This is a genomic window from Colwellia sp. 6M3 (genome assembly GCF_014077595.1).
Classification (GTDB): domain Bacteria; phylum Pseudomonadota; class Gammaproteobacteria; order Enterobacterales; family Alteromonadaceae; genus Cognaticolwellia.
Genome location: NZ_JACGWF010000098.1, coordinates 1 through 14,484, shown reverse-complemented (window position 1 = coordinate 14,484; position 14,484 = coordinate 1). Strand labels below are relative to the sequence as shown.

The window sequence follows — 14,484 nt, the reverse complement described above, 5'->3', positions numbered from 1 at the left end:
GATAGTATGGCAAAAAGGGTTGGTGTTGAAACAGCCAACCTGTCATCAAAAATATTGAACCAGACCATTCCTGTATACGGCGCTACGACGATAGGCGCTGAACAGTTATTTCAAGTTGGTGCAAGATATAACGGCGTAATAAAGACGATAAATTTCACCGTTGGTGATAACGTAAAAAAAGGCAATTTATTAGCCGTTATTGAATCTAACGAAAGCTTGAATACATATAAAATTACGTCTCCTATTTCTGGGGTAGTTTTACAGCGAAATGGAAACGTTGGCGGTATCACTCAAAACACCAGCTTGTTTGAAATCGTAAATTTTGACACTTTGTGGGCCGAATTTAAGGTTTTTACTAACCAATATAATCAAATCAAAGTCGGTCAACATGTTGACATTATGCATGGCGAGCAAACATTCAACTCAACAATCACCAATATAATTCCATCTAAAGATCAACCTTATGTATTAGCGCGAGTGCGATTAGACAATACAGCGCTAAATCTAACTTCAGGTCAACTCCTAAAGGGAAGTATTAGGGTAAGTCAATTTGAGGTTGATCTAGCCGTCGAAAAAATAGCTCTACAAGAGCTGGGGGGCCGAATAGGTGTATTTGTGAAAGAAGGTGAAGAATATGAATTTACACCGCTTGTGTTAGGTCGTTCAGATAATTACTACATAGAAGTTGTTGATGGTCTTAATAAAAACTCTGAATATGTAAATAAAAACAGTTATCTGATAAAAGCAGATATATTGAAATCTGAAGTAGAAGACGACGATTAGGAGACGTAATATGATTGAATCAATTTTGCGTCTAGCAATAAATAGGCGCTATTTAGTATTAAGTTTGTTGTTGGTTATTATCGGTGTTGGTATGTGGAGTTTTCAAAAGCTTCCTATTGATGCCGTCCCCGATATAACAAACGTTCAAGTACAAATAAACACTTCTGCACCCGGTTATTCACCTTTAGAAGCCGAGCAGCGGGTAACATTTCCAATAGAAACAGCTCTAGCAGGTTTGCCAAAGCTATCTCACACTCGCTCCCTTTCAAGATACGGCTTATCTCAAGTGACCGTTATCTTTGAAGAGGGAACTGATATATATTTTGCCCGAAACCTAATAAATGCAAGGTTAGCTGCGATAAAAGGCGTTATTCCCTCTGGCTTAGAGCCACAAATGGGTCCTATTTCTACAGGGCTTGGTGAAATATTTATGTATACAGTTCAAGCTTCTCCTGACGCTAAAATGTCTAACGGAGAGCCGTATACCGCCATTGCCTTACGGGAAATTCAAGACTGGATCATAAAACCGCAATTAGCTCAGGTTAAAGGTGTCATTGAGGTAAATAGTATTGGTGGCTATAACAAGCAGTATCATATAACTCCCGATCCTGAAAAATTACTATTCCATCGAGTTAGCTTCGAAGATGTTTCAGATGCATTACGTAAAAATAATGATAACCGTGGCGCTGGCTATATTGAAAAAAGCGGACAGCAAGTGTTGGTTCGATCCATTGGCCAACTTGCAACAATCGATCAGATACTCAATATTGTAATCAAGAAAAATAATGAAACCCCTGTAAAAATAGGTGATGTATCTAGTGTTGGAATAGGGAAAGAGCTTAGGACAGGAGCCGCTACTCGCAATGGCATTGAGACTGTTTTGGGTACTACCATGATGTTAATTGGAGAGAACTCTCGAACCGTAGCATTGGAAGTAGAACAAAAGCTAAGCGAAATACAGCAATCCCTTCCTAAAGGCGTTACCGCTGAAGCCGTATACGATAGAACAACTTTGGTAGACAAGGCTGTTGCGACAGTCACTAAAAATCTCGTTGAAGGTGCTGTTTTAGTTATTGTTGTGCTTTTCTTGTTGCTTGGAAACTTACGCGCAGCATTAATAACTGCTGCTGTAATACCACTATCAATGTTAATGACAATCACTGGTATGGTAAAAACCGGAGTGTCTGCCAATCTAATGAGTTTAGGCGCATTGGACTTCGGTTTGATAGTTGACGGTGCTGTCATTATTGTTGAAAACTCTGTTCGTCGGTTAGCAGAAGCACAACACAACGATTATAGGCAAAATTTGAAAGAACGTTTGAATACTGTTTATGAAGCCACATCAGAAGTCATACGACCAAGCCTTTTTGGTGTTCTAATTATCACGGTGGTCTATATACCTATTTTCACGCTAACTGGCGTTGAAGGTAAGATGTTCCACCCAATGGCGGCAACCGTAGTTATGGCTTTAATTTCAGCGATGATTTTATCTGTAACACTTGTACCTGCTGCCGTAGCTGTGTTTATGAAAGGTAAAATCAGCGAAAAAGAAAGTGTTGTGATCAGCTCAACCAAATCTGTTTACAAACCATTGTTAAAAATGGCGTTGAAATTCCGTTGGGGTATCGTTTTATTTTCGACATTTTTAATGGGATATAGTCTTTGGTTAGCAACAACACTGGGGACTGAATTTGTTCCGCAGCTAAATGAGGGAGATATAACGGTACAAGCATTAAGAATACCTTCAACTGGTCTTGAACAATCTGTTGAAATGCAAGAGGTACTTGAGCAACGTATAAAGGCATTTTCTGAAGTTGATAAAGTGTTTTCTCGCATTGGAACCGCAGAAGTGGCTACCGATCCAATGCCACCGAGTATTGCCGATATTTTTGTGATTTTAAAACCACGTAAGGATTGGTATGACCCAAAAAAACCAAAGAGTGAATTGGTTGAAGAAATGGAAGAAGCACTGAAGCATATTCCGGGCAACAACTATGAATTTACTCAGCCAATTCAGATGCGTTTTAATGAGTTGATTTCAGGAGTTCGAGCTGACTTGGGGATCAAAGTATTTGGTGACGATTTGGATCAGTTACTACTTACGGCAAAAGATATTTTAATTATTGTGAAAACCATCGATGGCGCAGCAGATGTCCGTATGGAGCAAGTTACTGGTGTACCTTCATTGTCTGTTATTCCCAAACGAGATGCATTGGGCAGATATGGTCTGAGTGTGGTTGAATTGCAAGATTGGGTTGCCGCCGCAATTGGAGGTGAATCTGCGGGGATAATGTATGAAGGTGACAGGCGTTTTGAGTTAGTTGTTCGTCTCCCTGAGCAAATAAGAACGGATATCGATGGATTGAAGTTTCTGCCAATTCCGCTTGATGATGGTAGCTACGTACCTCTTGAAGAAGTTGCAGAACTTAAGTCAGAATCTTTACCAGCACAAATTAGCCGTGAGAACGGAAAAAGAAGAGTTGTGGTTACAGCTAATGTTCGTGGTAGAGATTTAGGAAGTTTTGTAGAGGATGTGAAAACTAAAATTAATCAAGAAGGAGAAATTCCAGCAGGATATTGGCTTGATTATGGAGGAACTTTTGAGCAGCTAGAGTCAGCAAGTAAACGATTAAGCATGGTAGTACCTATAACATTGATCGTTATATTGGGCATTTTAGTCATCGCATTTGGTTCGTTAAAAGATGCGTTGATTATATTTAGTGGTGTTCCTTTGGCGTTGACGGGGGGCGTATTTTCACTTTATTTAAGAGACATGCCCTTATCAATTTCAGCAGGTGTCGGTTTTATAGCGCTGTCCGGTGTCGCTGTATTAAATGGCTTGGTTATGTTGGCTTTTATTCGAGATCTCTGGCATGAAAAAGGTGATCTTTATTTAGCTATCATTGAAGGTGCTATAATTCGCTTAAGACCTATTTTAATGACCGCCTTAGTTGCTAGTTTGGGCTTTATTCCAATGGCGTTAAATACAGGAATTGGTGCGGAGGTGCAGCGACCTCTAGCTACCGTTGTAATTGGGGGTATTGTATCTTCCACAATTTTAACTTTGTTTGTATTACCTGTTTTATACCTATGGGCACATGGCTCTGAGAATAAGAAACAGCAATCTAGTGAAATTTAAATAGAAGGGAGCAGCTTAATTTATAGTTAAGCTGCTTTGAATTTTTTCACTTCCACTATGAACATATGTGGAACGTCACAAATAATGAGAAATGCGTCACACGATGAGGAAATTTAACATTTAAGTTACACCTGAGAAAAATTTTGTAACTCGTCAACGATCCAATATGGTCAGCAAAGATACGACCGGACGTTAGCATCAATGGATTTTCGAGCTGTTTCTAGTGTTCATTAGACATTGAGCTACCTTCATCTTGATAGTCAACAAAACCACCTTTGAACTAAACCGCTCTCGCGGTAATGGTGTTCTTTTCAAACTATGTATCATCATCTAACTGAAGAATTCTTTTCTACTCTTAGTATTGAGGCATTCTGTCCTTGCCAGATACACGAACATAAGTTTCCTGAAAAATATCTTCTACGTCCTCATCACGCACTACAAAGCGTCGAAGTGACGGCAAGTTGTTTAAATACGTATCTAAAGACGGCCCTTTGGGCATACCAGTACTCTCCCTCAATTAGCCTTTAAAACTCAGAGATAAATTAACTATAAAACTATAACAGCTCAGCAGATAAAAACCCGACAATAAAAATTGATCATTTTATGAAAGATGAAAATTAGAAAGGGATAAGTCTAAATACCGTGATTGTAAAAGACGTTTTTCCGAATATTCAGAAGTTAACTCAAGTGACGAAGCAGAGTATTTAATAAGATACATTTACATCATAATTTTGACTTCTTTTTGGGATAATTGCTATCTCACTATGTGCCCCATTGCGCCTTAGAATTATTAATTTTATGTCAGCTTAATGATCATAAAGCTGACCCTCTTTGCAACTGATTTTTTATGTCACCAAACACAAATTAAGTATTAAAATAGAATTTATATTTTGTTCCGCTTTCGTATCTTAGTGATCACTAGGTAGTGTTATTTTTGGTGATAAAAAACGTCAGCTTTGATTCCTTCAAAAAAAGTGTAAAAAAAGCTGACATTTTTAAATAACCACCTATATTTAGCTCACAGAAAAATCTTAAAATAAAAATTAGTCTAATGTCAGCAATCGTATCAAAGAAGACCGTTTTGGTACTGATTTTGGGGGGGCAAAGGTCTCTTTTGTGGCAAAAGTTAGCGTTACTTTGACAAGTCGAACTAACAGCTTGAATATGTCTGTCAGGTTTAGTTAAACACTGATAATTAGCATTGTTAGATAACGTCTGGGTACTACAAGTTAGGTTATAATGACTGGCATTTTTATGTGATTTTGGGCGTAAGCTGATTATTATCCCTCTAGCGGAAAATCATTTATTTTAAGCACTATTATTAGTCATTTTAAATTTTAAAATGACTAATTTAACAACTATACCCAATATTTAGTGTGGAGTGAACAACTCCAAGGCGTTACTTTTTATCCATAAAAAAGTTAACTTGCGATAAGTTAGTTAAATACTCTCGCCTTACATTTTTATTTTCAGCCAGCTTATCTAAATCACCTATTAAGGTAACTAACTTATTATGAGAGTGGCTGCTTGTAGTTTTAAATTCGGCTTGCTTTTCATCGCTTTCAACACGTTCTTTTTTACTCATGTTATGGCTGTTTTCGTTTGCTTCAAGCCAAATATCATCAATTAAGCGAATATCACTTTTACTAACGGTTTGCTCTTGCATCGCCATTTGCAGCTCGTATTGATTCGTTTGCGGGTTAAACGCATGCATTTTTGTATCAACATCAACTTCGTGAGACTGTTCAAGCCCTACAAGCTCTTTATTCTTAACTGCTGTACCTACGTTATAACTTTCTTCTTTGTCGTAATAATCAGGGCGACTGTATTGATAATCAAAGTGGCTACTCACGTTTTTACTTTGCGTTACACCACTAAGATCCCCTAATTGGGTTTGCTCAGTAGCCTGGCTTAGCTCAATAGTGCTTTTAGGCTGATAGTCACCGTTATCCAGTGCATAAGAAAATGTGGCATCAAAATCAGTGAGCTTAGAAATACCCGATCCTAATGTATTGGGGGCTTTATCAGCTAGCCCTTGGTAACGACTATCGTTTGTGATCATGTTATCGACCAAATCGGCAACCATGGCGCGCCCGTCTTTAAATTGCTGATCTGCAAGTGACTCTAAATTGCTATAACGCTCAGCCGCCGACGACATACTCGCAAAAGCCCCTTTAAACAATGCAAAGCCTTGCTGCATTGCCTCGTCGCCCTTGTGACCAAATGCCGACTTTTTATCGTCCTCGGTACTATTTACTCGGCTATCTTCTAGGCTTTGATCGAGCGACGCTAAATATTGCTGCATTTGCTGTGTGTCTTTACCGCCAATGGTCGACATATCTAACGCAAAATCGATTTCGTTTTGGCCACCTTCTGATTTAAACACAAGCGCTTGCTGATTTGATGCTTCATCAATGGAGTAACTTAAATCAAGATTGTTCTCGCCTGTATCAAGCGCATCATTTTGAGTTGTTGAAAACGACACATTAAAACCCGCTAGCTGCTCACTATTAAAGCCTGCTAAAAAGTCTAAGCTCATATCTGTTTGGTTCGGCACTATAATAGGACTAAATGAATTTTCACTCACTTTAAAAAACTCATCGGCCATTTCGCCAACACCATTTAGCACTTGCGAAAGTGCCTTGTGTTCTTCCTCAGATAAATCGCCATTTACTTCGTAGCTTAAACTAAAGCCATCAACGGCCTCACCCGTTTTTTCATCGTAACCTTGCGACGAATTAAACGTTATATTTATTACATCACCCTCTTTGGTTTTTATCGAAAGCTCAAATAAATAGTTATCGTCATCCTCGTACTTGCTACGATTAGTACTTTCCATGTAAGGATTGAGCGTGCGCTCAACACGTTGCTGGCTTGAAGCTAAAAATGTTTTTTGCTCATGCCCAAGCTGCCCTAAGCTGGATAAAATATCGCTAGTATTGGCATAAGCATTCTGAATATTTTTAACTGACGTATTTAAACGCTCAATTAATTGGCCGCTGCTTTCCTTTTTTAATAACCCCTCATGCTGAGAGCTTATAACTGTGCGTAAGGCAAGTTCTTCATTGGAGAGTTTATAGTTGAGCATGCTAGGCGTGCTTGAAATAGTAAATAGCGAGGTAAGTTGCTGTTGTAAAATATCCCCTACTTTTTGATTGCTAGCTATCGATTCACTGTTTAGCTGGTTTAATAACTCATTCGTTATTTTATGCGCGTTAGTTTGTAAATCATTAATAGCCTGAAGGTCGCCACTGGTGCGAAGTGAAGGAGTCACTGAGGTTTGGTTTACGTTATTAACTGATTGGGCAAGCATAGTGCTTAAATTAGCCTGACTTCCAAGTATATTATTAACCATGATTATCCTTAATCGCTAAACCCTATTAAGTAATTTATCGGTCGCTTAGTTAAAAGCTTTAGCTTAAGGACGTGTTTTTTATCTATTATTTATACAAAAACCCATTAATAAGTTATATGAGCATACGTCAATTTATCCACCTTACTCTCGAGCCCCATTATTCGCTAATTACCCTTCGTTTTATTCTTTTATTCTTTGTACTAAAAAGTCTACCGCTGCTTTTACTTTTGGGACTAAATAGCGCTGTTTTTGATACAACAAATAAACCGCCATATCAGAATTTTGAGTTATCGCTAACTCATGTTCAAACTTAAGTTCTTGCAACTTTCCTGACTCAAGATATGAAGATAACGCCCATCGCGTTGACATTAAAATGCCCTCACCGTCGCACGCTTTTTTTGCTAACCACGGTCCGTTATTTGAAATCGCTATCGCTGGTCCCGATACATCATGCCATTGACCGTTCATGTTACATAACCAAGGTGTTGGTCCTGATGGCGTTTTAAAATAAATGCCATTATGTTCTTTTAGTTCCATTGCGTTACTGGGTATGCCGTGTTGTTCTAAATAACTTGGCGAAGCGACAGGGATAAAGCCATTGTCCATGAGTCTTATCGCTAATACCCGCTCATTTGGCGCGTAACCACCGCGAATAGCAATATCGACATCATCACGTCCTAATGTTGATAATTCGTCGCTTAAACTGATATCTAATATAATTTCAGGGTATAACTCGCTGAACTCATCTAGTAAGGGCAGTAATATTTTTTCACCAAAACCCACCATGGAACTTATAGATAAACGCCCCATGGGTGTTGTTTGATAACTTCGCACTGTTTCATTACTTTGTTCTAGTTGATTCAATATTTGTTGGACATCGTTATAATAAATTTGCCCTACTTCTGTCAGTTTAACGATTCGGGTCGAGCGCTTTAATAATGTTGCGCCAAGACTCTTTTCTAAATCAGCAACGCGCCTCGACAACGATGATGGCGGCACATTTAAAGCATTCGCTGCTTTGGTAAAACTGCCCGTTTCGACAACTTTACTGAAATAGCGTATTGCACGTAATTGATCCAACTGACTTCTCCATTATAAATACTGAATACTTTTGCTTGATTGTTGCTTTAAAAGCAATAGTGATTCGCATTTTCCCTTATATATAACCAAATTAAAACAAGTAATAATAGGTTTAGCTTAAACAATACAACTTTGCCTTAGTGGCAACGTGTTAAAAAATGAGGGTTTGATTGTGCTTTCGGGATTTAATCTCAAATTAAACGCAACTAAACACAGTTAAATACACTTTCACGTTAAAAATTGGACACTTACTTATGATAACTTTGCACGGTTTTGCCGCGAGTAACTACTACAACCTTGTGAAACATGTATTGCTATACAAAGATCTGCCTTTTAAAGAAAACCTGCTTTACGCTAGCAGTGAAGCATTACTAGCAATTAGTCCTGCGGGTAAAGTACCTGTTATCACCACTGATGAAGGCCTTGAGCTTTCAGAGTCGAGTGTTATTTGTGACTTTATCGAGGACACATATCCAGCAACTCCGCTATACCCTGAAAATGCAGGAGAGCGTGCTGTTGTGCGTCAAATTATGAAAATGGCTGAGCTATACTTTGAACTGCCAAGTAGACGACTGATACCTTATGCATTTTCAGGTACAGCAGTGCCAGAGTCGATCGCAACTGAAGTACGCCAAGTATTAAGTCGAGGCATTACAGCTCTAAGTCGCTTAAGCAAGTTTTCGCCTTGGGTGGCAGGTGAAGAATTAACCATGGCTGACATCTACCTTTATTATGTAAACACTATTGTTAGCGCTTTTGGCTCTAGTCAACTTAACTGGGATGTACTGGCCGAAGTACCAGGAATGAAAGAGTGGAACAATGCCATGAGCCAATCTGCCATTGCCCAAAAAGTGGAAGCGGATCGTCAGGCCAATATGCCTGAGTTTATGCAAAAGATGGCCGCTCAAATTAAAGCGGCAAATGCCGGATAACATAGAGTTAGCGATGAAAGTAGGCAATACCAAATAACCAAGATAAATATCCAAGACAAATCCCTAGGACAAAATATTTATTTGAATTTAATTACCAACAAAGTATCACCAATATCATAACCTTATTGGTTCAAAAATTTCATTATTTGCAGGAGCAAACAATATGACAACGTCAAATATCCAACTAACTTCAACTATCAGTGAAGACAATAAATTAACACTTGCTTTAAAAAACATCGAAATACCTCAACCTGGTGCCGATGAAGTGGTTATTCGTCTTGAAGCTGCACCATTAAATCCGTCTGACTTAGCCGTTCTTTTTAGCGCCGCAGATATGACAACAGCAAAACAGTCAGGCACTGAACAAAATCCAGAGATTACAGCAGATGTTCCAGCTAAATTTATGCCTGCGGTTAAAACACGAGTTGGTAAAGCGATTCCTGTTGGTAATGAAGGTGCAGGAACTGTTATAGCGGCGGGTTCATCGCCGGCAGCACAAGCACTAATGGGTAAAACCGTTGCCGTTATTGGCGGTGGTACTTATCGCCAATATATTTCTGCCAACGTGCAAAGCTGTTTACCATTAAAAGAAGGTACTACGGCGAAAGAAGGCGCTTCTTCTTTTGTTAACCCACTAACGGCATTGGCTATGGTTGAAACTATGCGTGCTGAAGGCCATAAAGCTATTATTCATGCGGCAGCAGCGTCAAATCTTGGTCAAATGCTAAACCGTATTTGTATTGCCGATGGCGTTGATTTAATCAACATCGTACGAAAAGCAGAACAAGAAACATTGTTACGTGATATGGGCGCAAAATATGTTGTTAACTCAAGTAGTGATACTTTTCTTGCTGACTTAACGGCGGCAATTATTGAAACAGGTGCCACTATCGCGTTCGATCCTATTGGTGGCGGCAAGCTAACCAGTGACATTCTTAATTGTATGGAAGTTGTTGCGTCTCGTGATATGAAAGAACATAGCGTTTATGGCTCTGACACGTACAAACAAGTGTACATTTATGGCGCATTAGATCGTGGACCAATAACACTTAATCGTAACTTTGGTTTTGCTTGGGGAGTCAATGGCTTCTTATTATTCAATGCGCTAGGTAAGTTAGGGACTAAAACGGTAATTGCTATGCGAAAACGTGTTGCAGATGAAATTACCACCACATTTGCTAGTCACTACACACATGAAGTGTCGTTGGCAGAAGTATTACAATTAAAATCGATGGCAGCTTATTCAAAGCAAGCGACAGGTGAGAAATACTTAATTACACCTCAAAAGTAATTATTTATTAACTGATTATGTAAAAAGCAGATATTAAGTCATTAATATCTGCTTTTTTATTTACTTGCTCTAAATAGAAAATCACAAAAATAAATTTATGCTAACGACCGCGGTGTATGAAGAGTGTCTTCTTAGTTAAAATTAATGATGACTTTGTGGTGACAAAGCGGTCTATTACTGGAGATATATTCACAATTAAATTAGGTCTGACTTGAACTCAAAGTCAACATATAAAGTCAACATGTGAAGACATATGAGCCTAATAAAAACCAAAAAAGCAGTTATTACACTGCTATTATTTTCGTAAAATGAAGATGAACTGCGCTACACGCAGTTAATGATGATCTTACTCAATACCAATATATTTATGTACTTGCACCGATAATCGCCAGTTATTTTCAATACATGTGGCAATCGCAAGCTCAGTTGCCCGTTGTTTTTGGCTAATAGGCTGTAAGTAAATTTGCTTGTTTTCGACTTTATGTTCAGCCAATAATGCTTTTAAATCATCTATGTGCTGCTCTGTACCGACCGGATGCTTAATTTCATTGGCGCGCTGCATGGCACTGGCTAAAATTTTGTAGCCACCACGCATATTTACTTTAGGTGAAACGGTTACCCAGCATTGCTCAGATACTCTAATTTCAAACGTGCCTGATGTTTCTACCTGACAGCTATAACCTAATGCTTCAAAATATAAACACAGGTCAGTTAAATCAACCATGCAAGGTTCGCCACCGGTGATCACAATATGTTTAGCTTTATAGTTCTGCTGGTTGAATATTTCAGCAATATTATCTAACGATAAATTCGACCATTGTTCAGTTTCTTCTGATTTGCTTAATAGCGTATTACTGCTAATTTCTAACTCTGGATGAATATCCCACGTATGTTTGGTATCGCACCACGAACAGCCAACGGGACAGCCTTGTAAGCGTAGAAAAATTGACGGTTGGCCTGTAAACGAGCCTTCGCCTTGCAGAGTTTCAAACAATTCATTTATTTTATAACGTGTGGTCATTTCTTTAATGCTTAGATAATTTCGAGTAGAATGCGCAAGTTTTATATTATACCTCAAGAGAACTAAAATATGAGTAATAAAGTCGTAGTAATTTTTTCCGGTGGCATGGATTCATTCACGGTACTAAACCGAGCTTTAAAAGATGGTAAAGAAGTTTATGCCTTAACATTTGATTATGGCCAAAAACATGTGAAAGAAATTGCCTGCGCCAGTAAAGTTTGCCAGCAATTAGGTGTTGCTCATAAAGTAATAGATATTTCGGCGATAAACCAAATATTAGCCGGATCGTCTTTAACCGATGATATTGAGATCCCTGAAGGTCACTACGAAGCTGAAAGCATGAAATCAACCGTAGTGCCAAACCGAAATATGATTTTACTTTCACTTGCGGTAGGTTATGCAGTATCGGTAAAAGCTTCACAAGTATATTACGGTGCTCATTCTGGCGACCATGCAATTTATCCTGATTGTCGCCCTGAATTTGTTATGAAAATGAATGATGTTTGTAAAATAGCTAATTACGAAGCAGTTGAGATTTTTAGCCCATATTTAACCAATAATAAATCAGATATTTTAACTGATGGTTTAAAAATGGGCTTAAGTTATGAAGATACTTGGACTTGTTACAACGGTCGTGAGAAAGCCTGTGGTAAATGTGGTGCGTGTCAAGAGCGCTTAGAAGCGTTTGCTGATAATAATATTACCGATCCTCTCCCGTACGAATAAACAGTTATCGATTGTTTAAGAGAAAATTTAAACATAAATACTAAAAAGGGACAGTTAAATGTCCCTTTTTAGTGTTTAGTATTTGTCTAATTTTAATTAAAAGTTTTTATTAAAGCTCTCATTAAAAAGAGCTAGCCGGCATATTTACGCATAGCTTAACCATTAAATAGTGTATCGTGTAAACGCTCCACCACTTGATTAGCATCGGCTTCTGGCACTAAGAAACAAAGGTTATGATTACTTGCACCATGGCAAATCATGCGAATATTAAAATCATTCACTTTATCAAAAATGCTACTACCAACACCTTTAGTGCCATGAATTTTATTACCGATCACCGCAATTAAACTTAAGCCATGTTCAACGCTAACCTCACAAAGTTGCTCAAGCTCTTCAACTACAGCTTTGGTTAACAAAGCTTGTGTAGAGCCATACGGGTTATCAAACGTTAGGGCAACACTAATCTCGCTTGTAGTGATTAGGTCAACACTTAATTGATGCTTTGCTAATACAGTAAAAACTTTTGCTAAAAAACCACTGGCATGCAGCATTTGTGGGCTTTTAACGGTTACTAGTGTTTGTTCACGGCGCAGTGCAATTGAGCGATAAGTGGGACTAGATTCAACATTACGCTGTATTCTTGTACCACCAGCGTCAGGTTCTTTACTTGAGCCAACAAAAACAGGAATATCTTGGCGCATGGCTGGAATTAATGTTGCCGGGTGAAGAATTTTTGCACCAAATGTTGCCATTTCTGCGGCTTCACCAAAACTAATTTCGTTTATTGAACGCGCTTGATCGGTTATGCGAGGATCGGTTGTAAAAATTCCCACCACATCAGTCCAAATACTCAAGTTACTCGCTTGAATAGCTTCAGCTAATAATGCCGCACTATAATCAGAACCACCGCGACCAAGCGTTGTGGTGTTACCTTGCTGATCACTACCAATAAAACCCTGTGTAACAATAACTTGATCTTTTAGTAGCGGTAACAGTAATGTTTTAGCATTAGCGGCTAATTGCGATAAATCCACTTGGGCTTTACCGTATAAATCATCGGTTTTCATGACTTGACGAACATCAAAGTAATGACCATTAACGCCTACAGTTTGTAATACTTGAGCAAATATACGTGAACTGAATTGTTCACCAAAGCTTAAGATATTATCACTGTTTTTCATGGTGTGATTTGAAGCTTGTTGATCAGCAAAAGTACGCAAAGATATCAGTAATGCTGATATTTCACTGTTTATAGCGTCAGGTTTAATAAAATGTTGTGTTATCGCATATTGAATATCAGCGATATTACTAATAATTTGTTCACGCTCTTCACTAGGAACGTCTGCTTGGCTTAAGCGCACTAAATGGTTAGTTACCCCAGCACTTGCTGAAACCACCACTACACGGTTAACTGTATTATTTTTAATGATATCGGCACAGCGCAACATGGCTTGATAATCAGCCACACTGGTGCCACCAAATTTTGCTACGGTAATATTATTAATGACTTTAGCAGACATGTGAGTTCTCCAGACATGCAGTTGGTAGAACTTTAGCAGTAATACAGTGAGATAAATTTTCGATGATACTAGCATCCGTATTTAACGGCAGATAATAACAGTTTAACATAAATAATCTTCCTAAAAGCCTGTTTACTGTGTGATATTTTGTAACGTTCAGTAAATTTTAAAGGCAAATAACTAACAGGAAGAGCATGACTGAGTGTAGAGCGAATAACGATGATTTAATAAGTTATTCGAACGGTACTTTTCAGCCAGAAGCTCTCCACCCTATGCTAAAAAATTTTAGCGGTGACAGCCCTAAGGATTCAGCCTTAGTGACCGAATGTGATATAACCCAATATCAACATTCTCGGCAATTATCCCCCTAGGTAACAGTCAGTGGATGGGCTCCTCTTGTTACTTACCTGGTAATTGCGCCTCTTCTGGTGCGAAAATTATCATAAACATTGTTAGCTACAAATATAAAAGCTCAACAACCTCATATAATTTATTCAAATTTTCAGCGTGAGTATTTAACCTTATCTAAAACCAAATATCAACAGACTTTTAGACGTCTAAACAAAAAACATCTTATAAAAATAGGTACTGCTAAAAATTGACTTAATTGTTATGCTTCAATAGATTGAAATAATTC

General features: G+C 38.3%; 10 protein-coding genes and 1 riboswitch. Of the genes, 5 read left to right on the top strand and 5 right to left on the bottom strand.

Going from position 1 to position 14,484, the window contains the following annotated elements:
* The coding region (locus H4J50_RS16250) for an efflux RND transporter periplasmic adaptor subunit (RefSeq protein ID WP_182257362.1) at positions 1-783 on the top strand (783 nt) is incomplete at its 5' end.
* Between the two features lie 10 nt (positions 784-793).
* Complete coding sequence (locus H4J50_RS16245) at positions 794-3,922, top strand: efflux RND transporter permease subunit (RefSeq protein ID WP_182257361.1); 3,129 nt, start codon at positions 794-796, stop codon at positions 3,920-3,922.
* A 355-nt stretch (positions 3,923-4,277) separates the two neighbouring features.
* Here the strand turns inward: H4J50_RS16245 and H4J50_RS16240 are convergent, their stop codons facing one another.
* The 3 genes from H4J50_RS16240 to H4J50_RS16230 form a co-directional block, all read right to left on the bottom strand.
* Positions 4,278-4,421 carry a hypothetical protein gene (locus H4J50_RS16240; protein ID WP_182257360.1) on the bottom strand — a complete coding sequence of 48 codons (144 nt, stop codon included), beginning with the start codon at positions 4,419-4,421 and terminating at the stop codon, positions 4,278-4,280.
* A 900-nt stretch (positions 4,422-5,321) separates the two neighbouring features.
* Positions 5,322-7,277, bottom strand: a complete 1,956-nt coding sequence (locus H4J50_RS16235; protein ID WP_182257359.1) for a hypothetical protein — start codon at positions 7,275-7,277, stop codon at positions 5,322-5,324.
* 180 nt (positions 7,278-7,457) lie between these two features.
* A complete protein-coding gene (locus H4J50_RS16230) occupies positions 7,458-8,357 on the bottom strand; it encodes a LysR family transcriptional regulator (RefSeq protein ID WP_182257358.1) in 900 nt (299 codons plus the stop codon).
* A gap of 254 nt (positions 8,358-8,611) precedes the next feature.
* Here H4J50_RS16230 and H4J50_RS16225 point away from each other — a divergent pair, with 254 nt between their 5' ends.
* Both H4J50_RS16225 and H4J50_RS16220 read left to right on the top strand, forming a co-directional pair.
* On the top strand, positions 8,612-9,289 hold the full coding sequence (locus H4J50_RS16225) for a glutathione S-transferase family protein (RefSeq protein ID WP_182257357.1): 678 nt from the start codon (positions 8,612-8,614) through the stop codon (positions 9,287-9,289).
* Positions 9,290-9,452: 163 nt separating this feature from the next.
* Positions 9,453-10,580, top strand: a complete 1,128-nt coding sequence (locus H4J50_RS16220) for a zinc-binding dehydrogenase (RefSeq protein WP_182257356.1) — start codon at positions 9,453-9,455, stop codon at positions 10,578-10,580.
* Between the two features lie 346 nt (positions 10,581-10,926).
* Here the strand turns inward: H4J50_RS16220 and queE are convergent, their stop codons facing one another.
* Entirely contained in the window at positions 10,927-11,601 is a 675-nt protein-coding gene (gene queE, locus H4J50_RS16215; protein WP_182257355.1) for a 7-carboxy-7-deazaguanine synthase QueE, read from the bottom strand.
* A gap of 69 nt (positions 11,602-11,670) precedes the next feature.
* Here queE and queC point away from each other — a divergent pair, with 69 nt between their 5' ends.
* A complete protein-coding gene (gene queC / locus H4J50_RS16210) occupies positions 11,671-12,327 on the top strand; it encodes a 7-cyano-7-deazaguanine synthase QueC (RefSeq protein WP_108456241.1) in 657 nt (218 codons plus the stop codon).
* 155 nt (positions 12,328-12,482) lie between these two features.
* Here the strand turns inward: queC and lysC are convergent, their stop codons facing one another.
* Complete coding sequence (gene lysC, locus H4J50_RS16205; RefSeq protein WP_182257354.1) at positions 12,483-13,847, bottom strand: lysine-sensitive aspartokinase 3; 1,365 nt, start codon at positions 13,845-13,847, stop codon at positions 12,483-12,485.
* 250 nt (positions 13,848-14,097) lie between these two features.
* A riboswitch (Lysine riboswitch) is annotated at positions 14,098-14,280 on the bottom strand.
* Positions 14,281-14,484: the final 204 nt, after the last annotated feature.

Coding starts and splice junctions, on each gene's coding strand:
- H4J50_RS16245 (WP_182257361.1), top strand. CDS start 794: ATGATTGAATCAATTTTGCGTCTAGCAATAAATAGGCGCTATTTAGTA.
- H4J50_RS16240 (WP_182257360.1), bottom strand. CDS start 4,421: ATGCCCAAAGGGCCGTCTTTAGATACGTATTTAAACAACTTGCCGTCA.
- H4J50_RS16235 (WP_182257359.1), bottom strand. CDS start 7,277: ATGGTTAATAATATACTTGGAAGTCAGGCTAATTTAAGCACTATGCTT.
- H4J50_RS16225 (WP_182257357.1), top strand. CDS start 8,612: ATGATAACTTTGCACGGTTTTGCCGCGAGTAACTACTACAACCTTGTG.
- H4J50_RS16220 (WP_182257356.1), top strand. CDS start 9,453: ATGACAACGTCAAATATCCAACTAACTTCAACTATCAGTGAAGACAAT.
- queE (WP_182257355.1), bottom strand. CDS start 11,601: ATGACCACACGTTATAAAATAAATGAATTGTTTGAAACTCTGCAAGGC.
- queC (WP_108456241.1), top strand. CDS start 11,671: ATGAGTAATAAAGTCGTAGTAATTTTTTCCGGTGGCATGGATTCATTC.
- lysC (WP_182257354.1), bottom strand. CDS start 13,847: ATGTCTGCTAAAGTCATTAATAATATTACCGTAGCAAAATTTGGTGGC.